General features: G+C 60.4%; 20 protein-coding genes. 16 read left to right on the top strand and 4 right to left on the bottom strand.

Annotated features, from left to right (window positions below; genetic code table 11):
- Positions 1–14: 14 nt before the first annotated feature.
- From mrdA to lipA, 8 genes are all read left to right on the top strand, one after another.
- Positions 15–1,937: a penicillin-binding protein 2 gene (mrdA, locus tag ACW5XC_RS00200; RefSeq protein ID WP_042054739.1), complete on the top strand. Its 1,923-nt coding sequence runs from the start codon at positions 15–17 to the stop codon at positions 1,935–1,937.
- Entirely contained in the window at positions 1,930–3,033 is a 1,104-nt protein-coding gene (rodA, locus tag ACW5XC_RS00195) for a rod shape-determining protein RodA (RefSeq protein ID WP_005335170.1), read from the top strand. The genes mrdA and rodA overlap by 8 nt, the downstream gene beginning before the upstream one ends.
- Entirely contained in the window at positions 3,033–4,031 is a 999-nt protein-coding gene (gene mltB / locus ACW5XC_RS00190) for a lytic murein transglycosylase B (RefSeq protein WP_042054740.1), read from the top strand. The genes rodA and mltB overlap by 1 nt, the downstream gene beginning before the upstream one ends.
- Positions 3,973–4,953 (top strand): septal ring lytic transglycosylase RlpA family protein, encoded by a 981-nt coding sequence (locus ACW5XC_RS00185; RefSeq protein ID WP_042054742.1) that lies wholly within the window; start codon positions 3,973–3,975, stop codon positions 4,951–4,953. Before mltB ends, ACW5XC_RS00185 begins: the two co-directional genes overlap by 59 nt.
- Before the next feature lie 186 nt (positions 4,954–5,139).
- Complete coding sequence (locus ACW5XC_RS00180) at positions 5,140–6,336, top strand: D-alanyl-D-alanine carboxypeptidase family protein (protein WP_005335176.1); 1,197 nt, start codon at positions 5,140–5,142, stop codon at positions 6,334–6,336.
- Between the two features lie 292 nt (positions 6,337–6,628).
- A complete protein-coding gene (gene ybeD / locus ACW5XC_RS00175) occupies positions 6,629–6,892 on the top strand; it encodes a DUF493 family protein YbeD (protein WP_005335178.1) in 264 nt (87 codons plus the stop codon).
- Positions 6,893–6,954: 62 nt separating this feature from the next.
- Positions 6,955–7,632, top strand: a complete 678-nt coding sequence (gene lipB / locus ACW5XC_RS00170; RefSeq protein WP_040066806.1) for a lipoyl(octanoyl) transferase LipB — start codon at positions 6,955–6,957, stop codon at positions 7,630–7,632.
- Positions 7,629–8,594: a lipoyl synthase gene (gene lipA / locus ACW5XC_RS00165; RefSeq protein ID WP_005335190.1), complete on the top strand. Its 966-nt coding sequence runs from the start codon at positions 7,629–7,631 to the stop codon at positions 8,592–8,594. Before lipB ends, lipA begins: the two co-directional genes overlap by 4 nt.
- A 107-nt stretch (positions 8,595–8,701) precedes the next feature.
- On the opposite strand, the gene ACW5XC_RS00160 is transcribed toward lipA, so the two are convergent.
- Positions 8,702–9,262, bottom strand: a complete 561-nt coding sequence (locus tag ACW5XC_RS00160) for an NUDIX domain-containing protein (protein WP_042054743.1) — start codon at positions 9,260–9,262, stop codon at positions 8,702–8,704.
- A gap of 7 nt (positions 9,263–9,269) precedes the next feature.
- The gene (locus ACW5XC_RS00155; RefSeq protein ID WP_042054744.1) at positions 9,270–10,070 is read right to left on the bottom strand and encodes a DUF2989 domain-containing protein; all 801 of its coding nucleotides are present in this window, start codon (positions 10,068–10,070) and stop codon (positions 9,270–9,272) included.
- 211 nt (positions 10,071–10,281) lie between these two features.
- Between ACW5XC_RS00155 and ACW5XC_RS00150 the strand changes: the two genes are divergently transcribed.
- Entirely contained in the window at positions 10,282–11,715 is a 1,434-nt protein-coding gene (locus ACW5XC_RS00150) for a glyceraldehyde-3-phosphate dehydrogenase (protein ID WP_042054745.1), read from the top strand.
- A gap of 63 nt (positions 11,716–11,778) precedes the next feature.
- Positions 11,779–12,072: a YeaC family protein gene (locus ACW5XC_RS00145; protein ID WP_011707127.1), complete on the top strand. Its 294-nt coding sequence runs from the start codon at positions 11,779–11,781 to the stop codon at positions 12,070–12,072.
- A 235-nt stretch (positions 12,073–12,307) separates the two neighbouring features.
- Here the strand turns inward: ACW5XC_RS00145 and ansA are convergent, their stop codons facing one another.
- Positions 12,308–13,315, bottom strand: a complete 1,008-nt coding sequence (gene ansA, locus ACW5XC_RS00140; protein WP_042054747.1) for an asparaginase — start codon at positions 13,313–13,315, stop codon at positions 12,308–12,310.
- Between the two features lie 446 nt (positions 13,316–13,761).
- Between ansA and gltS the strand changes: the two genes are divergently transcribed.
- Entirely contained in the window at positions 13,762–14,961 is a 1,200-nt protein-coding gene (gltS, locus tag ACW5XC_RS00135; protein ID WP_005348115.1) for a sodium/glutamate symporter, read from the top strand.
- 240 nt (positions 14,962–15,201) lie between these two features.
- On the opposite strand, the gene ACW5XC_RS00130 is transcribed toward gltS, so the two are convergent.
- Complete coding sequence (locus ACW5XC_RS00130; protein WP_042054748.1) at positions 15,202–17,073, bottom strand: methyl-accepting chemotaxis protein; 1,872 nt, start codon at positions 17,071–17,073, stop codon at positions 15,202–15,204.
- A 256-nt stretch (positions 17,074–17,329) separates the two neighbouring features.
- Between ACW5XC_RS00130 and prfB the strand changes: the two genes are divergently transcribed.
- The 5 genes from prfB (at position 17,330) to ACW5XC_RS00105 (ending at position 24,479) form a co-directional block, all read left to right on the top strand.
- Positions 17,330–18,428, top strand: a protein-coding gene (prfB, locus tag ACW5XC_RS00125; RefSeq protein WP_100645262.1) for a peptide chain release factor 2 whose coding sequence is annotated in 2 segments (ribosomal slippage) — positions 17,330–17,404 and positions 17,406–18,428 — 1,098 coding nt in all. Because the reading frame shifts where the segments join, the coding sequence is not laid out codon by codon here.
- 16 nt (positions 18,429–18,444) lie between these two features.
- The gene (gene lysS / locus ACW5XC_RS00120; protein ID WP_042054749.1) at positions 18,445–19,980 is read left to right on the top strand and encodes a lysine--tRNA ligase; all 1,536 of its coding nucleotides are present in this window, start codon (positions 18,445–18,447) and stop codon (positions 19,978–19,980) included.
- A gap of 197 nt (positions 19,981–20,177) precedes the next feature.
- Positions 20,178–21,971 (top strand): assimilatory sulfite reductase (NADPH) flavoprotein subunit, encoded by a 1,794-nt coding sequence (locus tag ACW5XC_RS00115; RefSeq protein ID WP_042054750.1) that lies wholly within the window; start codon positions 20,178–20,180, stop codon positions 21,969–21,971.
- The gene (gene cysI / locus ACW5XC_RS00110; RefSeq protein WP_042054751.1) at positions 21,971–23,695 is read left to right on the top strand and encodes an assimilatory sulfite reductase (NADPH) hemoprotein subunit; all 1,725 of its coding nucleotides are present in this window, start codon (positions 21,971–21,973) and stop codon (positions 23,693–23,695) included. Before ACW5XC_RS00115 ends, cysI begins: the two co-directional genes overlap by 1 nt.
- Positions 23,685–24,479, top strand: a complete 795-nt coding sequence (locus ACW5XC_RS00105) for a phosphoadenylyl-sulfate reductase (protein WP_042054752.1) — start codon at positions 23,685–23,687, stop codon at positions 24,477–24,479. Before cysI ends, ACW5XC_RS00105 begins: the two co-directional genes overlap by 11 nt.
- Positions 24,480–24,526 lie beyond the last annotated feature (47 nt).

Genomic DNA, 24,526 nt, shown 5'->3' with positions numbered 1-24,526 from the left:
CTTGAGGTAAAGGCATGCTGAAACAACGCATCGAAATGCGCGATCACAGTGCCGAGGGCAATCTGTTCTTCCGGCGCACCCTGGTAGCCTACATCGGCATCGTCGTGCTGATGCTGGTGCTGCTGGGCAATCTCTATTATCTGCAGGTCGAGTCCTACGACACCTACCAGACTCGCTCCAACTCCAACCGCATCCGCGTGGTGCCGGTGGCGCCGCCACGGGGCCTCATCTATGACGCCAACGGCGTGCTGCTGGCGGAAAACCGCCCGGTCTACAGTCTGGAAATTGTGCCGGAAGAGACCAGGGATCTCGAAAAAACCGCCGACCAGCTGATCACCCTGCTGGGTCTGCCAGAGGGCACCAAGGAGAAGTTCCTCGCCGAAGTGAAGCGCCAGCGCCGCTTCAAGCCGGTCCCCCTCTACGAGAAACTGACCGAATATCAGGTAGCCCTCTTCTCGGTCAATCAGCACAACTACCCGGGCGCCAGCATCGAGGCCTACCTCAAGCGCTACTACCCGTTTGGTGACACCCTCACCCACGCTTTGGGCTATGTGGCCAAGATCAATACCCGTGACGTGGAGCGCCTCGAGAAGGAAGAAAAACTCGCCAACTATGCGGCCACCAAGGATATCGGCAAGCAGGGGGTGGAGAAGTATTACGAGGATGAGCTGCACGGTGTGGCGGGCTATCAGGAGGTCGAGGTGAACAACCGCGGCCGGATTGTCCGTACCCTCAAGTTCCAGCCGCCTATTCCCGGCAAGGATATCTACCTCAATATCGACGTCCGGATGCAGCTCAAGGCCCAGCAACTGCTGGCCGGCCAGCGCGGCGCCATCGTGATGATGGACCCGAAAACCGGCGCCATCCTGGCCCTGGAGTCGAGCCCGAGCTATGACCCCAACCTGTTCGTGACCGGTATCTCCAGCGCCAACTACTCGGCGCTGCTCAACGATCCGGCGCGGCCACTGGTGAATCGCACCACTCAGGGCATTTATGCCCCTGCCTCCACCGTCAAGCCCATGATGTCCATCATGGGTCTCAACGAGGGGGCCATTACCCCGGGCTACCGCTATTTCGGCGGCCCGAGCTTCTCCATTCCCGGTACCACCAAGAAGTTTCGCGACTGGCGCCGCTGGGGTCATGGCTGGCTCGACGTCTATCGCGCCATCGAGGTCTCGGCAGATACCTATTTCTACGATCTCGCCTATCGGGTCGGCATCGACAAGATCCACAGCTACATGACCAAGTTTGGCTTCGGTCAGTACACAGGGGTCGATCTCTATGAAGAGACCAAGGGTGTCATGCCGTCCCGTGACTGGAAGATGGCCCGCTGGCGCCAGCCCTGGTATCAGGGTGACACCATCTCTGTCGGTATCGGTCAGGGCTACTGGAGCGCCACCCCGCTCCAACTGGCCAAAGCGATCAGCATCCTGACCCAGAATGGTCACGACGTCACCCCGCACCTGCTCAAGAGCACCGCCTCCCAGGCGGGGGTGGTCGATGCCCCCATCAACCCCAATATCGCCCTCAAGCTCAAGAACGACAGCTTCTGGAAAGTGGCGCAGGATGGGATGTGGCGAGTCAACCATGGCAGTGAAGGCAGTGGCCGTCACTCGTTTGCCAAGGCGCCTTACTCCTCAGGCGGTAAATCGGGCACAGCCCAGGTAGTCGGTTTGAAGGAAAATCAGGTTTACAACATCAAGACGGTCAAGGCGGAGCATCGCGATAACGCTTTGTTCGTTGCTTATGCCCCCTTCGAGGCACCCAAAGCGGTGGTAGCTCTGGTACTGGAAAACTCCATCGGAGGTGGTGGTGGTCGAGCTGCATCGCCCATTGCTCGCCAGATGCTGGATGCCTATCTGCTGCCCCCTGATCCGCAACTGCCACCGGCACCGGAAAAGCCGTCCCAACCGAGTGAGGTCGCTCCCAATGAGTAATTCTGCCCGCCAGCAGAGCATATGGTACAAGCTGCATATCGACTTGCCCCTGCTGCTCGGTCTGCTGGCCGTGATGACCCTCTCCATGGTGGTGCTCTACTCCGCCTCCGGTCAGGATATGGACTCCATCGTGCGCCAGCTGGTGCGCGGCGGTCTCGCCTTTGCTCTGATGATCGGCCTGGCCCAACTGCCCCCCTCCCTCTACGCCCGCTGGTCGGTGCCGCTGTTCGCCGTGGTGGTGCTGATGCTGATTGCGGTGGACGTGTTCGGCCACATCGGCAAGGGGGCCCAGCGCTGGCTCGATCTGGGCTTTATGAAGTTCCAGCCCTCCGAGGTGATGAAGCTCTCCATGCCGATCATGGTGGCCGCCTGGCTCAGTCGCCACTCGCTGCCCCCCAAGTTCAGCCATGTGGTGATCGCCCTCATCATGGTGCTGCTGCCCACCCTGCTGATCGCCGCCCAGCCTGACCTTGGCACCTCCATTCTGGTGGCCGCCTCCGGCTTCTTCGTCATCTTCCTGGCGGGGCTCAGCTGGTGGCTGATCGGCTTGGCGGTCCTGCTGATGCTGGCCTTTATGCCAGTGCTCTGGTTCTTCCTGATGCACGACTACCAGCGCCAGCGGGTGCTGATGCTGCTCGATCCTGAGAAAGACCCGCTCGGGCGCGGCTACCACATCATCCAGTCCAAGATTGCCATCGGCTCCGGCGGCGTCTTCGGCAAGGGGTGGCTGCAAGGGACCCAGTCCCAGCTGGAGTTCCTGCCCGAGCGCCATACCGACTTTATCTTCGCAGTATTCAGCGAGGAGTTCGGTCTGGTAGGGGTTGCCCTGCTGCTGGTGCTCTACCTCTACGTCATCAGCCGCTGCCTGTTTATCTCGATGCAGGCCCAGAACAGCTTCGAGCGACTGCTGGGTGGCGCCATCACCCTCACCTTCTTCGTCTATGTGTTCGTCAACATGGGCATGGTGAGCGGCATCTTGCCGGTGGTAGGGGTGCCCCTGCCGCTGGTGAGTTATGGCGGCACCTCCATGGTGACCCTGATGGCCGGCTTTGGTATCCTGATGTCCATCCAGACTCATAGAAGACTGCTCGCCTGATGAGACGGGTTGGATTGCTGCTCTCGCTCGCCACCACGATGGCGACCGCCGCCGTGGCGCCGGATCGGTTGGCCCTGCTCGCCGACCAGCAGCAGGTGCCGCTGGCGGAGCTGCAGACCGCCGTCGCCCGCGCCCAGTTACGGCAGGAGGTGCTCGACACCATCAGCAAGCCGTGGGAAGCCAAGCCCTGGCATCGCTACCGGCCGCTGTTCGTTACCCCGGATCGCATCCGTGACGGCCAGCAGTTCTGGCAACAACATGCCAAGACGCTAGCCCGCGCGGAACAGATCTATCGGGTGCCCGCCTCGCTCATCGTGGCCATCATAGGGGTAGAAACCTTCTATGGTCGCCAGATGGGCCGTCATCCGGTGCTCGATAGCCTCTACACCCTGGGGTTCCACTACCCGGCGCGCAGCGACTTCTTTGCCAAGGAGTTTGCCCAGCTTGTGGTGCTGGCCAAAGAGGAAGGGTGGCAACTCGATACCCTCAAGGGCTCCTATGCCGGGGCCATGGGAATGGGGCAGTTCATGCCCTCCAGCTATCGCCACTACGCCGTCGACTTTGACGGGGATGGCAAGCGGGATCTGTTTGCCAACCCGGTCGATGCCATCGGCAGCGTGGCCAACTATTTTGCCAGCCACCAGTGGCGCTGGGGCGAATCCGTGGTGGAACCGGCCCAGATCGGGTTGATGGCAGTCGAACCTCTGCTCAGGCCTGAGCCCGAGTTAACACAACAGTGGTCAGAACTGGCGGCGGCAGGGATTGAGCTCGCCACGCCGCTGGCCCCACAGACGCCGGTCAAGTTGCTGGCGTTTGCCCAAGCCGATGGACCGGAATACTGGGTCGCACGGCATAACTTTTATGTGATCACCCGTTACAATCGCAGCCCACTCTATGCGATGGCGGTGTATCAACTTAGCCAAGCCATTCAGGAAGCGTATGCATCTTCGTCACAAACTCCTCCCGCTCAGCCTGAGCTTGTTGCTGGCCGCCTGTAGCAGCCAGCCGGAACAGAGCGCCCCCATCGAGCCGCAAGCACCGGTCAGCAAGCCACCCGTTATCGAGATCCCGCAAGCCACCGGCGCCATTCCGCGCCCCGAGCCCCTGAGTGCCAGCGGCAACCGGGACTACTGGATCGGCAAGCAGAAGCACGAGGTGTGGCGCGACATCAAACACTACAGCGAAGAGGGCACCGCCAGCTGGCTATCGCCGGATCTGGACGGCCAGAAGACCGCCAACGGCGATGTGCTGGACAGCAAGCTGTTCAGTGCCGCCCACCGCAACCTGCCCATCCCGAGCTATGTGCGGGTCACCAATCTGGACAACGGGCTGGAAACCATAGTGCGGGTCAATGACCGCGGCCCGTTCAACAGCCCGCGCCTGATCGACCTCTCCTACGCAGCGGCCAAGCAGCTGGAGATGGTCGATAGCGGTGAGGCCCGAGTTCGGCTGGAGCTGATCAGCGACACTCCGGATCAGATGGTGATCATGGAGCCAATGAAGCCCATCGAAATGACTCCGACCACTCCGGCTGCGGCCTCCAACACGCTGTCGCAAGATGGCTTCTTGGGTGAACCAACCGCACTGGCGATGGCCACTCCCGCTGCCGAACCAGCTCCCGTCAAGGCACCCGCCGCCAAGCCCGCCAAAGCGGCACCTGTCAAGCCAGCGCCAGCCAAGGCCGCAGCGCCTGCCAGCAGTGGTGATGGCAAGATGATCCAGGTACTGGCCAGCGGCTCCCGGGATCGGGCCGAGGCGATGGGCAAGGTGATGACCCAGCGTTACGGCGTGCCCTACCGGATCGATGCCCATGGCGCCATTTTCCGGGTGCTGATTGGCCCGGTCGCCGCCGACCAGCAGGCAAGTGTGCTGGAAAAAGTACGTCAGGGCGGGCTGGAACAGGCCTTTATCGTGCCCTGATCGTCCCCTTTTGCCGCGGATGTGACTAACCGCTTACTCACTGTCATCACGTCGTTTTATGGCGTGATGACAGGGAGTGATGGATAAAAAACCAGTTCTGATCGCCATCTCGGGCTATAACCTGCGGGCGCATCTGGTATAGTTAGGCCCGCATTTTATCCCCATCTGGCTCGCAGGAATTTCAAGATGTCCAAATTTGCCCGTTCAGTTCTTCTGGCCTCACTGATCAGCGTAACCGCCCAGGCCAATACGCCGGTGCCGACACCGACCCCGAATGCCATGCCCATGGTGGTTCCCGCCGCGCCGGAGATCTCCGCCAAGGCCCATATTCTGATCGATTACTACTCCGGTCAGGTGCTGGCCGAGCAGAATGCCGAAGAGCGTCTGCCGCCCGCCAGTCTGACCAAGATGATGACCTCCTACATCATCGGCCAGGAGCTGCTGAAGGGGAACATCAAGCGCACCGACATGGTGACCATCAGCCAGAACGCTTGGTCCAAGAACTACTCCGACTCTTCCAAGATGTTTATCGAGGTGGGCAAGCAGGTCTCCGTCGATGATCTCAACAAGGGCATCATCATCCAGTCCGGCAACGACGCCTGTGTCGCCATGGCCGAATTCCTGGCGGGCAGCACCGACTCCTTCGCCAGCCTGATGAACAGCTGGGCCGCCAAGCTTGGCATGAATGACAGCCACTTCATGAACCCGCACGGTCTGGATGCGGAAGGTCACTACAGTACCGCTCACGACATGGCCCGTCTGGGTCAGGCGCTGATCCGCGACCTGCCGGAGGAGTACAAGATCTACTCCCAGAAATCCTTCGTGTTCAACGGCATCACCCAGCACAACCGCAACCGCCTGCTATGGGATCAATCCCTGCAAGTGGATGGCATCAAGACCGGCCACGTCAGCCAGGTCGGCTATAACCTGGTCTCCTCTGCCACCAACAACGAAGGCATGCGCCTGATCGCCGTGGTACTGGGCGCCAGCAGCGAAGCCTCCCGCGCCGCCGAGAGCAAAAAACTGCTCACCTATGGCTTTCGCTTCTTCCAGAGCCTGACCCCGTACAAGGCAGGCACCGAGCTGGTCACCCAGAAGATCTGGATGGGCGACAAACCGGAAGTGAAACTGGGCGTCGACAAAGATGTCTCCGTGCTGGTCACCCGCGGTCAGGGTAACAACCTGAAGGCTGATTTCCAGCTCGACAGCGAGCTGAAAGCGCCGCTGGCCAAGGGTCAGCGCGTCGGTACCGTGTTCCTGAAGCAGGGCGACAAAGAGATCAAGCAGGTGCCGCTGGTCGCCCTGGAAGAGGTGCAGGAAGGTGGCTTGATGAGCCGTCTGTGGGACTACCTGGTACTGCTGGTCACCAGCTGGTTCAAGTAATCCAACGCACAATCCTCACCAAACAGCGGCGCCAACAGGCGCCGCTGCTGTCTGTGACGGACAAAAGCAGTGAATAACCCTGTAAACTGCAGGTTCCGCCTTACCCTGATTTGTGGTAAAAAGCAGCACTTCCATCCTTGTCTGACCGATCCTGGCCTTGATCCCGGTCCGGGCAGCGCCCATATAGTTATGAGCCGTGCCCATATAGACTTGAAATGGCGGCCTCCACGGGCCATCGGCCACTAGCCATCCAAGATGAAGTCATCCCGGTGATGACGCAAAAGGTGAGTAAATGAATACCAAGTTTGATGAACTGCTGGAGTTTCCCTGCAAATTCCCGTTCAAGGTACTCGGCGTTGCCGACCCGGCACTGCCGGAAATGGTGGTTGAAGTGCTGCAGCAGCACGCCCCCGGCACTTACAGCCCGACAGTCCAGCCCAGCTCCAAGGGCAACTACCACTCGGTCCGCGTGACCGTGACGGCCCAGAGCAAGGAGCACATCGAAGCGATGTACCACGCCCTTGGCAAGATCGAGCTGGTGAAATACGTACTGTAATTTCTCTCTCGCCCCGTTCTGCGGGGCGACTGTTTTTGGCCGCAGCACGCCGCGAGGACGCCATGTCATCCCAGATCCCCGCCCAGTCCAGCCTGATTGTCAGGCAGCTGGGTCGCCGCCCCTACCAGCCGGTATGGGACGCCATGAAAGCCTTCACCGACAACCGCACCAGCGACACCCCGGACGAGTTCTGGGTGGTCGAGCACGATCCCGTCTACACCCAGGGTCAGGCCGGCAAGGCCGAACACCTGCTCAATCCGGGCAATATCCCGGTGGTGCAGAGCGATCGCGGCGGTCAGGTGACCTATCACGGCCCGGGCCAGCTGGTGCTCTACGTACTGGTGGATGTCCGCCGCTGCAAATTCTCGGTTCGCGAGCTGGTGACCGCGCTGGAGACAGCCATCATCAACACCCTCGCCAAAAGCGATATCCAGGCCTATGCCAAGGCCGATGCCCCCGGGGTCTATGTGAAAAATGACCTTGGCATGGAGGCAAAACTGGCCTCGCTGGGTCTGCGCATCCGCAAGGGGTGCTCGTTCCACGGGCTGGCCCTCAACATCAACATGGACATGACCCCCTTCCTGCACATCAATCCGTGCGGCTATGCGGGCATGGCCATGACCCAGACCAGCGCCCTGGGCGGCCCGCAAAGCGTGGCCGAGGCGCAATCCATTCTGGTGGCCGAGCTGGCCCGCCTGATTGGCTATCAAACAATAACAAACACCGAGAGTGAATCATGAGCAAACCCGTTCGTATGGAGCCGGGCGTCAAGCTGCGCGATGGCGACAAGATGGCCCTGATCCCGGTGAAATTCATGCCGGATCCCAACGAAGAACTCCTTCGCAAGCCGGACTGGATGCGGATCAAGCTGCCCCCCTCCAGCCAGAAGATCGAACACATCAAGAGCACCCTGCGCAAGAACAAGCTGCACTCGGTCTGTGAAGAGGCCTCCTGCCCCAATCTGGCGGAGTGCTTCAACCACGGCACCGCCACCTTCATGATCATGGGCGCCATCTGCACCCGTCGCTGCCCCTTCTGCGACGTGGCCCACGGCCGCCCGCTGGCACTCGATCCGGAAGAGCCGAAGAAGCTGGCGCTGACCATCAAGGAGATGAACCTCAAGTATGTGGTGATCACCTCGGTGGACCGCGACGATCTGCGCGACGGCGGTGCCCAGCACTTCGCCGACTGCATCCGCGAGATCCGCGAGCACAGCCCGCAGACCCGCATCGAGATCCTGACTCCGGACTTCCGTGGCCGGATGGAGCAAGCGCTGGAGGTGTTCCGCGAGACCCCGCCGGACGTCTTCAACCACAACCTGGAAACCGCGCCGCGCATGTATCGCGTCGCCCGCCCGGGTGCCGACTACAAGTGGTCGCTGGAGCTGCTGCGCCGCATCAAGGAGATGCACCCTCACGTACCGACCAAATCCGGTCTGATGATGGGCCTTGGCGAGACCAACGAAGAGATCGTCGAGGTGCTCAAGGATCTGCGCGCCCACGGCGTCAACATGCTGACCCTGGGTCAGTATCTGCAGCCGAGCCGCCACCACCTGCCGGTCAAGCGCTACGTGCCGCCAGCAGAGTTTGACGAGCTGAAAGATGTCGCCATGGAGCTGGGCTTTACCCACGCCGCCTGCGGTCCTTTCGTTCGCTCTTCCTACCATGCTGATCTGCAAGCCAAGGGAGAAGAGGTCAAATGATCTCGTACGACAGGGAGGCCAAATAACCGCCACCCTCGCAATGAAAAAGAGCGCCTATTGGCGCTCTTTTTATTGGTATCACTGACAGTTGCAGCTTGATGTACTCATCAGCCGTGGTCGAAGATCCCCTGCTGATGCCAGCGTTGCAACTGGGCCAGCACCCGGGTCTCTCGCGCCGTCCACTGGGGACAGGGCCCCGCCAGCTGGGTTTTGTTGGTCTGCAGCGCTTCGTCGAGGGCAAACCAGCCGGGTACGAAGCCAAGGCGGATCTCGTAGGGCTGTGGCTGCGGGGCCACCAGCTGATCGCCAATCCGGCACAAGTAGTAGAGCGAGCGGATGCAGTAGGCATCGAACCCCGGCTCGCGGGCGGCGCGATATTCACGGGTCTCGCCAAGCAGGCCCCCCACTTCCCGCAGCTCGGCACCACACTCCTCCAGCAGCTCGCGAGCGAGCGCCACATGGTGGCTCTCCCCCGCTTCAATGCCGCCCCCGGGGAACATCAGATCGCCGTTGACCCGGGAGTGGACCAGCAGCAGCTCGTCGCCACGGGGCACCACGGCGCGCACCGTGAGGCGCTCCAGAGTACGGCCATCGGTACGTACCTCACCATGAACGAAAGAGAGATCGAACGGATTGGGCCAGCAGCTGGCCGGAGAAAACGTCGTCATCACTGCCTCAGGGCCGGTAGTTGCCGTGCTGGAGCTGCTCGACAATTTCGGCAGCCCGCACATCGTAACCATCCTGCTCTGTCTTGCTCAGGGTGTGGTAGATGCCAAAACGCTTGGCTGAGACCTCGGGGCTATCCTGAAACGATTCGCTCACCTTGCCCCACAGATAGGCCAGCCCATACTGTTTCTGGCCCATATAGAGGGTGCTGAGGGAGGTGAATATGCGGCTGTTCACCTTGTCCCCCTCCTGATAGAGGGATAGCCCGTGCTGCAGGGTGGCGATGGCCTTTTCCGGGTCGCTCTTGGCGTAGATACCGCCGAGCGCCAGTTGCAGCTCGGGTTCATCCAGCGCCTTGGTGCCTTCCAGCGCCATAAACTGCTGACGAGCCAGCTCGTTGGTGTTGTTGGTCCAGTGCCAGAGCAGCAGGTAGGGATCTTGCGAATTGCGGGTCGCCGCATCGAGCTGAGCCAACTGATCCCCGGCCGCCAGCATGCCCTCGACCCGTGGACTCTTCTGCTCGCGGGCATTCTTGTATTCAATGCTCGTGGAACGCTCGGCACATTTGAGATAGCGCTCAAGGTTACGCATCAGCTCGTACTTGCGCCGATCCGTCCCCTCTTCCTTGAGATAGAAGCGACTGCGGATCACATCGGTACGCTCGTAGCGACACCAGCCATCGTCCACCAGATCCTGGCAGAGCTCGGGATGATTGCCACAGATGTTGTGGATCCGGTCGTCATTGCAGCCAGCCACGGCAAGGCCGACTGAAAGCATGATGAAGGTCTGTCGCAGGGGGAAATTGGCCATGGTTCACATCTTGTTGGTAACGCGGGTTGGTAACAACTGGCGCCTTTACGGGCCACCTCCGGCTAGCAAACCGGTTACATATCCATTACAATGCGCGCGCCATATAAGGCCGCGATTGCAGAATAATATAACGAAATATACACCCCTACACTGATCTGCATTCGACGAATTTTCTATTTACACCAACAACGTGAAATAAAGGATCTGGTCAATGACCCACGAGCACTACTTGCAAGCGTGGCAGGAGAGCCAGGAGCTCGCCGAAGCCATGCAGCCCTTGATTGGTCGCCTCTACCGACAACAAGGAGTCGAGATCACCCTCTACGGCCGCCCGCTGCAAAACGCCTCCACCATCGATATCCTCAAGGCCCACCGGGTCGTCCGCCGCCACCAGGGCGCCCCCCTCCCCATCCAGCAAAGCTTCCCCCTGCTTCAGGCCATCGTTGCCCTCAAACCCACCGCCGCCGAGGTTGACCTTGGCAAGCTGGCAGTCGGCTACTGGCAGGATCATCAGGATGAAGCGGGGATCGAGGACTATCTGCAAGCGCGACTGGCACCGGCCCTTGGCCGCAACCAGATGCCGCAGCCGACCGACGTGGTGCTCTACGGCTTTGGCCGTATCGGCCGCCTGCTGGCCCGCCTGCTGATCGAGCGTACCGGCGCCGCCAATCCGCTGCGGCTGCGCGCCATCGTGGTACGCGGTGGTCGCGACGGGGATCTGGAGAAACGCGCCAGCCTGCTGCGCCGCGACTCGGTGCACGGCCCCTTCAACGGCTCCATCGAGGTGGATGTGGAGCGCAGCGCCATCATCGCCAACGGCACCTTCATTCAGGTGATCTACGCCAACAGCCCGGCCGACATCGACTACACCGCCTACGGCATTCACGATGCGCTGATCGTCGACAACACCGGCGTCTGGCGTGACGAGGCAGGCCTCTCCGAACACCTGAAAGCACGCGGTGCTGGCAAGGTGCTGCTGACCGCCCCCGGCAAGGGGGAGATGAAAAACGTGGTGTTCGGGGTCAACCATGAGGTGATAGGCCCGGGTGACAGGATCATCTCCGCCGCCTCCTGTACCACCAACGCCATCACTCCGGTGCTCAAGGTGATGCAGGAGCGGTACGGCATTCGCCACGGCCACGTGGAGACGGTCCACTCCTACACCAACGATCAGAACCTCATCGACAACTACCACAAAGGCGAGCGCCGCGGTCGCAGCGCGGCCCTCAATATGGTGATGACCAGCACCGGCGCCGCCAAGGCGGTGGCCAAGGCGCTGCCGGAACTGAAGGGCAAGCTGACCGGCAACGCCATCCGGGTACCGACCCCCAACGTCTCGCTGGCGATTATCAATCTGTCGCTGGAGCAGGCCACCGATCGGGAGAGCCTCAACGCCTATCTGCAGCAGATGGCGCTAAGCTCGGCCCTCCATCGCCAGATCGACTTCAGCGCTAGTACCGAGCTGGTCTCCTCCGACATGGTAGGTTCCCGTTATGCGGGCATCGTCGACTCCCAGGCGACCATCGCCGAAGGGGATCATTGTGTGCTCTACGTATGGTATGACAACGAGTTCGGGTACAGTTGTCAGGTAGTGCGGGTGATGGAACAGATGGCTGGCGTAGTCCGCCAGGATCTACCTGCATAGCCCGTCAGGATCTGCCGGGTTGACCCCGAAGTTTATGGCTCAATAGTTCAAGGAGAAGGCCGGATGTCGTTTCAACAGGGTGAGTTTTTGCAAGCAATCAGGCAGATGCCCGCAGAGGTGTACGAGCGGCTCAAAACCGCAGTCGAGCTGGGCAAGTGGCCCGATGGCAAGCCCCTCACCGACGAGCAGAAGGCCACCTCCCTGCAAGCCGTAATGGCCTGGCAGGCGATGCATCTCGACAACCCCGAGCACATGAACATAGGTCGTGACGGCGAGATCGTGATGAAGAGCAAGAGCGAGCTCAAGCGTCAGTATCGCGACGAGGAAGAGATAGTGCGGGTCGACCTTAACCATTGAACCTGACTCGGCAGGCCGCTCGCGGCGGCCACAGCAAAGAGGGGAGCCATTATGGCTCCCCTCTTTTTCCACTCTCCCCATGGTGGGGAGGTCAGAAGCTGTTCACGACCTGTAGCGAGAAGACGTCAGCAAGGTGAAGAGCAGCGCAGGAACCGGAGCGTATAGATATACGTGAGGATTCCGAGCAGCACATGAGCCTTGATCACGCCTTCGCAGTAAGGTCGCGGACAGTTTCTCAGGGAGTCAGCTCCCCGCGCAGGGATTGTTGCATCAACTCGCGAATGCGGTGGGATGGCAAGTCCTGACTCAGCAGGAAGTGGAGCTTGGTGAGCGCCGCTTCGGCGGTCATGTCAAAGCCCGAGATAACCCCGGCCCGCGACAGGGCATTGCCAGTGGCATAGCCCCCCATATTGACCTTGCCGTGCAGGCACTGGCTCAGGTTGACGATGATGACGCCGCGGGCCGAAGCCTCGGAAAGCAGCGCCAGCATGGCCGGGTTCTGCGGCGCATTGCCAACCCCGAACGACAGCAGGATCAGCGCCTTCACCGGCTGTTGCAGGATATTGGCGATCACCTCGCTGGAGATCCCCGGATAGAGGGTCACCACGCCGATGGGCTGGGGGGTGATATCGTGCAGCACCAGCGGCCGCGCAGAGGGCACGCCCAGCTCACCCGCTTCCAGCGAGATGGCGATCCCGGCGTTGAGCAGCGGCGGATAGTTGGGGGAGTCGAAGGCGTGGAAGCCGTCGGCGTGCACCTTCTTGCTACGGTTACCGCGATAGAGCTGATTGTTGAAGAACAGCGTCACCTCGTGGATCGGGTAGTTGGCCGCGATGTAGAGGGCGTTGAGCAGATTCTGCTGGCCGTCGGAGCGCAGCTCGGCCAGCGGGATCTGGGAACCGGTGATGATGACCGGCTTGTGCAGATCTTCCAGCATGAAAGAGAGCGCCGAGGCGGTGAACGACATGGTGTCGGTGCCATGCAGGATCACGAAGCCATCGTATTTCTCGTAGTTGTCGCGAATGTCTTCGGCGATGCGCTGCCAATCCGCCGGGGTCATGTCGGAGGAGTCGATGAGAGGGGCATATTCGTGGATATGGTAATCCGGCATCTCGGGGCGATGGAACTCGGGCATCCGCGCCAGACAGTCTTCCATAAAGCCCGCCATCGGCACGTAGCCGTGATCGGAACGCTGCATCCCTATGGTGCCGCCTGTGTAGGCAATGTAGATAGACTTCTTCACACCCTCTCCTCTTGATGAAGTGAACACCGCCGGAACATGAACCATGTCGGAGTGAACCACAATGTCAACGCCCGCCAGCGCCTCTGCGTGCAGCGGAAACCGGCGAATTATAGAGACTGGCGCCCCAAATGACAGCCGTTCCATGCACCCTTTTCGGCTTTTCTGCCCTCTACCCACATAGTGTTAAATGTCACAATAAACCACTAAAACGAGCATTAATACGACAAAGATGGAATTAAACGATGCTTTTTGCTACAATCCGCCGGATTTTACTAAAATCTCATCTGGATGCCTGAGCATTTCAGGCCCGCACAAGCCCCATCTTTCCTGGGGCGGGGAGATGTTTCCCCTTCTTTGCTGGCACATAAGCCACACTGTTTTCATCCCGGCTGAATCTGTAAGTCTTTTGCTATGAAAGACACAGCCAATCAACATGGGAGTACTGAATGTTACAACTTGATTCCTACGCAACGCTGGTCGCTGCCACTCTGGTATTGCTGCTTGGCCGGGTGTTGGTTACCCGAGTCGGGCTGCTGCGTACCTTCAACATCCCCAAACCGGTAGCCGGCGGCCTGGTGGTCGCGCTGGTACTGCTGCTGCTGCGCTCCACCCTGCAAATGGAGCTGCAATTTGATACCAGTCTGCAAACCCCGCTGATGCTGGCCTTCTTCGCCTCCATCGGTCTTTCCGCCGATCTCGCCAGCCTGAAACGCGGCGGCAAGGCGGTGGTTACCTTCCTGATGGTGGTCACCGGCCTGCTGCTGGTGCAGAACAGTCTGGGTGTCGGTCTGGCGACCCTGCTCGGTCTGGATCCCCACATGGGGCTGCTGGCCGGCTCCATCACACTCTCCGGCGGCCACGGCACCGGTGCGGCCTGGAGCGCCACCTTCTCCGAGAAGTACGGGGTGCAATCCGCTGCCGAACTCGCCATCGCCTGTGCCACCTTCGGTCTGGTGCTGGGCGGCCTGATTGGCGGCCCGGTGGCTCGCTATCTGGTAAAGAAAGTGCAGGTGCCCGGTGAGGAGCACAATCAGGATGAGGCCCCCCAGGGCTTCGAAATGCCCGACATGGAGCGCCCCCTCACCACTTTCAGCGTCATCGAGACGCTGGCGCTGATCGCCATCAGCCTCAAGGGAGGCGAGCTGCTCTCGGCATCGCTCAAAGGGGGCGCCTTCGAGCTGCCGATCTTTGTCTGCGTGCTGTTTGTCGGCGTGCTGCTGCGCAACGTCCTGACCCTGCTGAACTGGCATGAGGTGAGCGATCGAGAAGTCTCCCTGCTGGGCAACGTCAGCCTGTCACTGTTCCTCGCCATGGCACTGATGAGCCTGAAATTGTGGGATCTGGCCAGCCTGGCCCTGCCCATCTTCATTCTGCTGGCCGCCCAGACAGTGGCGATGGCGCTCTACGCCATCTTCGTCACCTTCCGGGTGATGGGCAAAAATTACGATGCGGCCGTACTGGCGGCAGGTCACTGCGGCTTTGGCCTGGGGGCCACCCCGACAGCCATCGCCAACATGCAGGCCATTACCCAGCGCTTCGGTCCCTCCCACCTGGCGTTTCTGGTGGTGCCCATGGTGGGCGCTTTCTTTATCGACATCATCAACGCCATGGTGATCAAGCTGTTTATGGCGATGCCATTCCTGTAATTCCCTTTCCGTCAGACGTATATGATCAGAGCCCACCTTTCGGTGGGCTCTTTGCTTGCTCTCTACTCGCCAGCTGACGCAGGCAGAGCCGGGGCTCGTATCCGCCACCAGGGTGACCCGCGAGCAACCCAGACAACCCGGAATCCCAACGTCCCGCACTCCCCCGAACAACAAAAAGCCCCGCACTCGACAGAGGGCGGGGCTTGTTTATCTCAGCCGGAACAGGCCGAGAGTTGCACGTTACAGGATAAAGGTCGACACCTGCTGGTTCAGGTCAGCAGCACGCCCTTTGAGGCTGTGGGCCTGATCCAGGTCGCGCATGGCGGATGCGGTGATCTCGTCACTCACATCCTTGATGGCGGTGGTGTTCTGGGTGATCTCGCCGGTCACCTGGGTCTGCTCCTCGGCGGCGGTGGCGATCTGGCCCGCCATGTCGGAGATGAGCGACACTGCCTGGGTGATCTCCTCCAGCGCGGCAGCGGCGGCATCGGCATCCTGCACACTGTTATCTGCCAAACTCTGACTAGTCTGCATCAGGCTCACCGCACGGGCGGTGGTCTGCTGCAGGGTCTCGATGGTGGACTGGATCTGCTGGGTGGAGTCCTGGGTACGGCGCGACAGCACCCGCACCTCGTCAGCCACCACCGCAAAACCACGGCCCTGCTCACCGGCACGAGCCGCTTCGATGGCCGCGTTCAGTGCCAGCAGGTTGGTCTGCTCGGCAATCCCCTGAATGGTGGAGAGGATGCTGGTGATGGCCTGCGCGTGGCGGCTCAGCTCGCCGATCACTTCGGTCGCCTGTCCCACTTCTTCAGCCAGACCATTGATGGACTGGCGGGTCTTGTTGACCAGCATCTTGCCCTGTTCACTGCTCTGGGCAGATTGCTGGGCAGCGGCGGCGGTATTCTCGGCATTGCCAGCGATCTCCATGGTGGCGCTCGCCATCTCGGTGACCGCAGTGGCGACCATGGTCACCTCCTGCTGCTGACGCTGCAGCTCGTCCACGGCGGCCTGGTTGGTCACCAGACTGCGCTCGGCATCGGCGTTCAACTCGTTGGCCAGCTGGCGGATATTGGCGATCAGCTGGTGCTGGCTGCCGACGAAGCGGTTGAAGCTGTTGGCCAGCTGGCCCACTTCGTCGTTGGCATCGATCTTGATGCGCTGGGTCAGATCGCCGTTACCATCGGCTATGCGGGCCAGGGCCTGGGAGACCTTGCTGAGCGGGCCAAGCAGCATGCTGACCAACCAGGAGATGGCGAGAATACTGCCCACCAGCACCAGCAGCGCCATACCCAGCTGGGTCATCAGCAGAGAGGAGAGCGGCGCTTCCAGCGCGGCCTTGTCCAGCACCAGCACCAGCTCCCAATCCGTGTCAGGGATATCAGCCGCCCACAGCAGCTTGTCGCGACCTTCGTTGTCGAAGTAGGCCGGCACCAGCTCCTTGCTCGACTTGCTCTGCTCGATCAGCGCGTTGGTCAGATCGTTGTCGATCTCGCTGGCCGGTTTCATCGCCTTGGCAGCATCCTTGTAGGCGATGATGGTGCCATCCTTGTGCATCATGATGGCGAAACCGTCGGCAGGCAGCTGCATCTTGGTCACGTCTTCCACCAGCGAGGCGATGGAGAGGTCACCACCGACTACCCCGCCAGAAACCGGCTGGGCCAGGGTCACCACCATGATGTTGTAAGCCACGTCGAGATAGGGTTTGGTGACAATCAGGCCACCTTTGCTCATCGCCTCCTGATACCAGCCACGGGAGCGCGGGTCGTAGCCATCGCGGTTGATGGAGGGATCGGAGTCATTCATCTTGCCGCTGCTCTCACCGAAATAGGTGAGCTGGAAACGGCCGGAAACTTGTGCCTGTTGCAAGGCATTGAGGGGTTCGGCACCGGCCTTGTTGCCGAGCGCCTGGATCACGTCGCGACGGGCTGCGAGCCAGTCGCTGACACGCTCGGCCTGCTGGGTACCCAACCGTTGCAACTGCTCCTGGCTGCCTTGCAGCAACAGGGATTTCTGGCTGCTATAGCTCTGCCAGGAGAGCAACAAAATCACCAACGAAAGGGCGATCACCACTGACAACAGTATCTTCTGCTTGAGTGACAGGTTTTTCATCATGTGTTCTTCTTATTGAGGTGAGGAGCGGGTTTTTCCCTAAATTGCACAACACTACACGTAGTCATTAGCGACCCGAATGGCCAAAACTGAACCTGAAAATGGGTCGGCGGGCGATATTTTCTACCGAGGTGGAGAAAAGTGCACCAGAAATTGACGACATGAGCCGCACAAGCCAAGGCAACCCTGTTTATTCCTTCCACAATTGGCTAGAATATCCCGTTTTTAAATCACATCGACCCTGAGAGTTTTCACGATGTTCGAAGTTAATCCCGTATTAAATAAACTTAAGGAGCTGTCTGAGCGGACCGAGCTTCTTAGGGGGTACCTTTGACTATGACGCCAAGAAAGAGCGTCTAGAAGAGGTCAACGCCGAGCTGGAACAGCCGGACGTATGGAATGAACCCGAGCGCGCACAGGCGCTGGGCAAAGAGCGCGTCGCGCTGGAAAACGTGGTCGGCACCATCGACACCCTGACCCAGGGCGTGGATGACGTCGAGATGCTGGTGAGCCTGGCCGTGGAAGGAGAAGACGAAGAGACCTTCAACGAAGCTATCGCCGAATCCGAGCAACTGGAAGCCAAGCTGGTGGACCTCGAGTTCCGCCGCATGTTCTCCGGCCAGCACGACGGCTCTGACTGCTATATCGATATTCAATCCGGCTCCGGTGGTACCGAAGCACAGGATTGGGCCAACATGGTACTGCGCATGTACCTGCGCTGGGGCGACGCCCACGGCTACAAGCCCGAGCTGATTGAATGCTCCGAAGGCGACGTGGCCGGCATCAAGTCCGCCACCATCAAGTTCACCGGCGAATATGCCTTCGGCTGGCTGCGTACTGAAACCGGCGTGCACCGTCTGGTTCGCAAGTCCCCGTTCGATTCCGGTGGCCGTCGTCACACCTCCTTCTGTTCTGTGTTCGTCTACCCCGAGATCGACGACGATATCGATATCGAGATCAATCCGGCGGATCTGCGGATCGACGTCTACCGCGCCTCTGGTGCCGGTGGTCAGCACGTTAACCGGACCGAATCCGCGGTGCGTATTACCCACGTTCCGACCGGTGTCGTGGTACAGTGCCAGAACGACCGTTCCCAGCACAAAAACAAAGACCAGTGTATGAAGCAGCTGAAAGCCAAGCTCTACGAGCTGGAAATTCAGAAGCAGAACGCTGAGAAACAAGCCCTGGAAGAGACCAAGTCTGATATCGGTTGGGGCAGCCAGATCCGTTCCTATGTGCTGGATGACTCCCGTATCAAGGATCTGCGCACCGGCGTCGAAACCCGTAATACCCAATCGGTGCTCGACGGTGACTTGGACAAGTTTATCGAAGCCAGCCTGAAATCAGGTCTGTAAACAAGCAGGAATCACCATGTCTGAACAAACCATCACTCCGGAAGTCGACCAAACTCTCGAACTCAACAACGAGATGACCGAGCGTCGTTCCAAGCTGGCCGCCCTGCGCGCCCAGGGTAATCCTTTCCCCAACGACTTCCGTCGCGACAGCCTCTCTGGCGATCTGCACGCAGAGTTCGACGACAAAAGCGCCGAGGAGCTGACGAGCCTGGGTAAACGGGTGAAGATTGCCGGTCGCATCATGACCCGCCGGATCATGGGCAAGGCTTCTTTCGCCACCCTGCAGGACATGGCCGGCAAGATCCAGGTCTACGTCACCCGTGACGACCTGCCGGAAGGTTTCTACAACGAGCAGTTCAAGAAGTGGGATCTGGGCGACATCGTGGGTGTCGAAGGTACCCTGTTCAAGACCCAGACCGGTGAGCTCTCCGTTCACGTTTCCGATATCCGCCTGCTGACCAAGGCACTGCGTCCGCTGCCCGAGAAGCACAAAGGCCTGACCGACCAGGAAGCTCGCTGCCGCCAGCGCTACCTGGATCTGATCGCCAACGAAGAGTCCCGCAAGACCTTCATGATCCGCACCCAGGTGGTTGCCGGTATCCGCAAGTTCTTCAACGAAAAGCGCTTCATGGAAGTGGAAACCCCGATGATGCAAGTCATCCCTGGTGGTGCCTCCGCGCGTCCGTTCGTCACTCACCACAATGCGCTGGACATCGACATGTACCTGCGTATCGCTCCGGAGCTCTATCTGAAGCGTCTGGTGGTCGGTGGTTTCGAGCGTGTCTACGAGATCAACCGCAACTTCCGTAACGAAGGTATCTCGGTTCGTCACAACCCCGAGTTCACCATGATCGAGTTCTACATGGCCTACGCCGACTACATCGATCTGATGGACCTGACCGAAGAGCTGCTGCGCACCCTGGCGCAAGACATTCTGGGCAACACCAAGATCCGTTACGCCAAAGAGGACGAAGAGGGCCTGACCATCGATTTCGGTCAGCCGTTCCAGCGCCTCACCATGGTCGAGTCCATCCTGAAGTTCAACCCGGACGTAACTCTGGACGATCTGGCTACCCTGGAGAGCGCCAAGGCCGTTGCCAAGCGTCTGCACATCGAGCTGATGAAGGGATGGGAGCTGGGCCACGTGATCACCGCGATCTTCGAAGAGACCGTGGAGCACATGCTGCTGCAACCGACCTTCATCACCGAGTACCCGGCTGCCGTTTCTCCGCTGGCTCGCCGCAACGACGTGAACCCGGACGTAACCGACCGCTTCGAATTCTTCATCGGTGGCCGCGAGCTGGCCAACGGCTTCTCCGAGCTGAACGATGCAGAAGATCAGGCCAAGCGCTTCCAGGATCAGGTTGATCAGAAAGAAGCTGGCGACGACGAAGCCATGTTCTACGACGCCGACTTCGTCACCGCGCTGGAACACGGCCTGCCGCCGACTGCCGGTCAGGGTATCGGTATCGACCGTCTGGTCATGCTGTTTACCAACAGCCACACCATCCGTGACGTCATTCTGTTCCCGGCCCTGCGTCCGCAGAAGTAAGGTTCATGCCCGCCGGGATCCATCCCGAGCGCGATAGCTTGAAAACGCCCCGCAACAGCGGGGCGTTTTTCTATCTCCTTTACCGCAAAATCACTTTCAAAATTCAATAATGGAATAAAGAAGATATTTTTATTCTTTGTTGTTAGCCAACACGCCCTTTAATCTGGCCAAAAATCAGACCATGGAAGACGCGTGTGATGCAATTGAAGGATTCCCCATTCAACCTCTCCCCCCTCTCTGACGAGCAGCAACGTCAGCTGGGTCAGGTACTCTCGACCCTCAATACCCAGCAACTGGCTTGGGTGAGCGGATATCTCTACGGCCTCTCCCAGGTGGGCATCCAGCCCGTTGCGACCGCAGGCGCAGAAGTCGTGGCTCCCAGCGGTAGCCTAACTATTCTCTACGGCTCCCAGACCGGCAACGCCAAAGGTGTCGCTACTGCCATCAAGGCGCAGGCCGAAGCCCGTGGTCTACCGGCCACCCTCGCGTCGATGGCCGACTACAAACCCAAGCAACTCAAGAAAGAGAGCCATCTGCTGGTGGTAGTGAGCACTTACGGGGAGGGTGAACCGCCGGAGAGCGCCGTCGATCTGTTCGAGCAGCTTAAAAAAGGCAAGATCGGCAAGCTGGACGGCCTCAAGTTCGCGGTGCTGGGGCTGGGTGACAGCTCCTACGAATTTTTCTGCCAGACCGGCAAAGATTTTGACAACTTCCTCGCCAGCGCAGGGGCCGAGCGCATTTATGAACTCGCCAGCCTCGATGTGGATTATCAGGATGCCGCCAAGGCGTGGGGCGAACAGGCACTCAACGCCATTGCCGCGACCCTCTCTACCGGAGCGGCCAGCAGCAGCGTAGCCAGCGCGGTGCAGCAGGCGGTTGGCCACAGCCAGTACAGCAAGGAGAACCCCTTCCCTGCCCGCCTGTCGGTCAATCAGAAGATCACCGGCCGGGATTCCACCAAGGATATCCGCCATATCGAGATCAATCTGGCCGACTCCGGCCTCACCTATCAACCGGGTGATGCCCTCGGGGTCTGGTTCGACAACGACGCCGACCTGGTGGGGGAAGTGCTGGCCCTGACCGGCCTCTCTGGCGATGAAGCCACGACTCACGGCACCTTGCACGCCGCACTGACCGGTCACTTCGAACTGACCCGGCTGCACGGCGGCTTTATCACAGGACTCGCTGATATATCGAACAACGCGGCGCTGAAAGACTTGGCCGGTGACAAGGCCCAGGTCAATGCACTGGTGGCCTCTGCTCAGGTGGTAGATGTGCTGAAACGCTTCCCGACCGCCCTCACGGCCGAGCAGCTGGTTGGCCTGCTGCGCCCCCTCACCCCACGCCTCTACTCCATCGCCTCCGCCCAGAGCGAGGTGGAAGAGGAGGTGCACCTGACCGTCGGCGTGGTGCGCTACCCGCAGGAAGATGGCACAGTGCGCTCTGGCGCCGCCTCCTCCTATCTGGCGGATCGGCTCATTGAGGATGGCGAAGTGCGGGTGTTTGTGGAGCACAACGACAACTTCCGCCTGCCGCAAAACCCCGACACCCCCGTCATCATGGTGGGCCCGGGCACCGGCATCGCCCCGTTCCGCGCCTTTATGCAGGAGCGGGAAGCCCAAGGTGCCGAGGGCAAGAACTGGCTCTTCTTCGGCAACCCCCATTTTACCCAGGATTTCCTCTATCAGGTGGAGTGGCAGCGTTATGTGAAATCTGGGCTGCTGTCGAAGATCTCCCTGGCCTTCAGCCGGGATCAAGCCAACAAGATTTATGTGCAGGACCGCCTGCGCGAGGCAGGGCTTGAGCTCTACCAGTGGCTGGAAGCAGGCGCTCACTTCTATGTGTGTGGCGACGCCAACAAGATGGCCAAGGATGTACAGGAGGCCCTGCTGGATGTAATTGCCAAACACGGTCACAAGAGCCGTGAGGAAGCAGAAGAGTATTTGAGCGAATTGCGTCGTGCCAAACGTTATCAAAGGGATGTCTATTGATGAGCAAACAACCTCTTTCTCACCCAAAAGCGGGACCGGTCGAAGGGCCGCTGGCCGACAACGAGCGCCTCAAGCGCGAGAGCAACTTCCTGCGCGGCACCATTGAGCAGGATCTGCAGGATCCACTCACCGGTGGCTTCAACGGCGACAACTTCCAGCTGATCCGCTTTCACGGCATGTACCAGCAGGATGACCGCGACATCCGCCCGGAGCGCGCCGCCCAGAAGCTGGAGCCGCTGCACAACGTCATGCTGCGTGCCCGCCTGCCGGGTGGGATCATCACCCCGGCCCAGTGGCAGATCATCGACAAGTTCGCCGAAGAGCACAGCCTCTACGGCAGCATCCGCCTGACCACCCGTCAGACCTTCCAGTTCCACGGGGTATTGAAGCGCGACATCAAGCTGATGCATAAGACCCTGAGCAGCACCGGCATCGACAGCATAGCCACCGCCGGCGACGTGAACCGCAACGTGCTCTGCACCAGCAACCCGGTGGAATCCGAGCTGCATCAGGAGGCCTACGAGTGGGCCAAGAAGATATCCGAACACTTGCTGCCCAAGACCCGCGCCTACGTGGAGATCTGGCTGGACGGTGAAAAATTGGGGCAGGATGAGGAGCCGATCCTGGGTTCCAACTACCTGCCGCGCAAATTCAAGACCACTGTGGTGATCCCGCCTCACAACGACGTGGATATCCATGCCAACGATCTCAACTTCGTGGCGATTGCCGAAGGTGGCAAGCTGGTTGGCTTCAACGTGCTGGTGGGCGGCGGGCTGGCCATGACCCACGGCGACACCAGCACCTATCCGCGCAAGGCGAGCGACTTTGGCTTCATCCCACTCTCCCACGTGCTGGAGGTGGCGGCGGCCGTAGTCAGCACCCAGCGCGACTGGGGCAACCGGGTCAATCGCAAGAACGCCAAGACCAAGTACACCCTTGAACGCGTCGGCGTCGAAGCCTTCAAGGCCGAGGTGGAGAGCCGTGCCGGCATCCAGTTTGGCGAAGTGCGCCCCTATGAGTTCACCAGCCGTGGCGATCGCTTCGGTTGGGTCGAGGGGATCGACGGCAAGCACCACCTCACCCTGTTTATCGAGAATGGCCGCCTGCTTGACTTCCCGGGCAAGCCGCTCAAAACCGGCATGTTGGAGATCGCCAAGGTGCATCAGGGGGATTTTCGCCTGACCGCCAACCAAAACCTGATCATCGCGGGCGTGCCTGCCAGCGAGAAGGCCCGCATCGAAGGGCTGGCACGCCAATACGGCCTGCTGGATGACGGCGTGAGCGAGCAGCGCAAGCAGTCCATGGCTTGTGTGGCCCTGCCCACCTGCCCGCTGGCGATGGCCGAGGCCGAGCGCATGCTGCCGGCGTTTGTCACCGATATCGAAGGGCTGCTGACCAAACATGGGCTGGCGGATGACGCCATCATCTTCCGGGTCACCGGTTGCCCCAACGGCTGCGGCCGCGCCATGCTGGCGGAAGTGGGTCTGGTGGGCAAGGCGCCCGGCCGCTACAACCTCCATCTGGGTGGCAACCTGGAGGGCACCCGCATTCCGCGCCTGCACCTCGAGAACATCACTGAGCCGCAGATCCTGGCCGAGCTGGATCGACTGATCGGCCGCTGGGCCACCGAGCGCAATCAGGGCGAATGCTTTGGCGACTTCGTGATCCGGGTTGGGGTGATTGCACCCGTTATCGATTCTGCGAGGGACTTCTATGCAGCTTAATCTGCCGCTTAATGTCACTGAAGATGGCCGCCTTGACCTGCAGGCGCTGCTGGCCCTCGGCCGTGAGGAGCAAGTCGAGGCACTCGCGCCCCTCAACCGCGAGCTGGATACCATGAGTGCCACCGAGCGGGTGCGCTGGGCCCTGGCCAATCTGCCGGGGGAGCATGTGCTCTCATCCAGTTTCGGCATTCAGGCGGCGCTGATGCTCCATCTGGTAAGCCGCGAGCGGGCCGACGTGCCCGTAGTGCTGACCGATACCGGTTATCTGTTCCCGGAGACCTACCGCTTTATCGACGAGCTGACCGAGCGCCTCGCGCTAAATCTCAAGATCTATCGGGCCGAGCTCAGCCCGGCCTGGCAGGAGGCGCGATTTGGCCTCCTGTGGGAGCAGGGGGTGGAGGGGATCACCCGCTACAACCAGCTCAACAAGGTGGAGCCGATGGACCGCGCCCTGCGCGAGCTGGGGGCCCAGACTTGGTTCTCCGGCCTGCGCCGGGAGCAGTCCGGCAGCCGTGGCAAGTTGCCGGTGCTGGGCATCCAGCGCGGCCGCTTCAAGTTCCTGCCGGTGATCGACTGGAGCAACAAGGATGTCTTCTACTACTTCAAGGAGTTCGACCTCCCCTACCACCCGCTGTGGGAGCAGGGTTATCTCTCGGTGGGCGATGTCCACACCACCGCCAAGTGGGAGCCGGGCATGAGCGAGGAGCAGACCCGCTTCTTCGGCCTCAAGCGCGAGTGCGGTTTGCACGAGGAAAATGGCGAGAACGACGGCTCAGGCATCTAATCCCGTCTTGAAAACCCAACAGAACAACAAGGGCATCCGAAGATGCC

It is taken from the genome of Aeromonas sp. 25-AL00135 (assembly GCF_054052385.1).
This window is presented reverse-complemented; position numbering and strand designations above follow the sequence as displayed.

Bases quoted from the DNA above. Each gene is read 5' to 3' on its own strand.
- lysS (WP_042054749.1), top strand. From the start codon at position 18,445: ATGTCTGAACAAACCATCACTCCGGAAGTCGACCAAACTCTCGAACTC.
- ACW5XC_RS00185 (WP_042054742.1), top strand. From the start codon at position 3,973: ATGCATCTTCGTCACAAACTCCTCCCGCTCAGCCTGAGCTTGTTGCTG.
- ACW5XC_RS00155 (WP_042054744.1), bottom strand. From the start codon at position 10,070: ATGGCCAATTTCCCCCTGCGACAGACCTTCATCATGCTTTCAGTCGGC.
- cysI (WP_042054751.1), top strand. From the start codon at position 21,971: ATGAGCAAACAACCTCTTTCTCACCCAAAAGCGGGACCGGTCGAAGGG.
- ACW5XC_RS00105 (WP_042054752.1), top strand. From the start codon at position 23,685: ATGCAGCTTAATCTGCCGCTTAATGTCACTGAAGATGGCCGCCTTGAC.
- ACW5XC_RS00145 (WP_011707127.1), top strand. From the start codon at position 11,779: ATGTCGTTTCAACAGGGTGAGTTTTTGCAAGCAATCAGGCAGATGCCC.
- lipB (WP_040066806.1), top strand. From the start codon at position 6,955: ATGTCATCCCAGATCCCCGCCCAGTCCAGCCTGATTGTCAGGCAGCTG.
- lipA (WP_005335190.1), top strand. From the start codon at position 7,629: ATGAGCAAACCCGTTCGTATGGAGCCGGGCGTCAAGCTGCGCGATGGC.
- ACW5XC_RS00180 (WP_005335176.1), top strand. From the start codon at position 5,140: ATGTCCAAATTTGCCCGTTCAGTTCTTCTGGCCTCACTGATCAGCGTA.
- mrdA (WP_042054739.1), top strand. From the start codon at position 15: ATGCTGAAACAACGCATCGAAATGCGCGATCACAGTGCCGAGGGCAAT.
- ACW5XC_RS00150 (WP_042054745.1), top strand. From the start codon at position 10,282: ATGACCCACGAGCACTACTTGCAAGCGTGGCAGGAGAGCCAGGAGCTC.
- gltS (WP_005348115.1), top strand. From the start codon at position 13,762: ATGTTACAACTTGATTCCTACGCAACGCTGGTCGCTGCCACTCTGGTA.
- ACW5XC_RS00160 (WP_042054743.1), bottom strand. From the start codon at position 9,262: ATGACGACGTTTTCTCCGGCCAGCTGCTGGCCCAATCCGTTCGATCTC.
- ybeD (WP_005335178.1), top strand. From the start codon at position 6,629: ATGAATACCAAGTTTGATGAACTGCTGGAGTTTCCCTGCAAATTCCCG.
- mltB (WP_042054740.1), top strand. From the start codon at position 3,033: ATGAGACGGGTTGGATTGCTGCTCTCGCTCGCCACCACGATGGCGACC.
- rodA (WP_005335170.1), top strand. From the start codon at position 1,930: ATGAGTAATTCTGCCCGCCAGCAGAGCATATGGTACAAGCTGCATATC.
- ACW5XC_RS00115 (WP_042054750.1), top strand. From the start codon at position 20,178: ATGCAATTGAAGGATTCCCCATTCAACCTCTCCCCCCTCTCTGACGAG.
- ACW5XC_RS00130 (WP_042054748.1), bottom strand. From the start codon at position 17,073: ATGAAAAACCTGTCACTCAAGCAGAAGATACTGTTGTCAGTGGTGATC.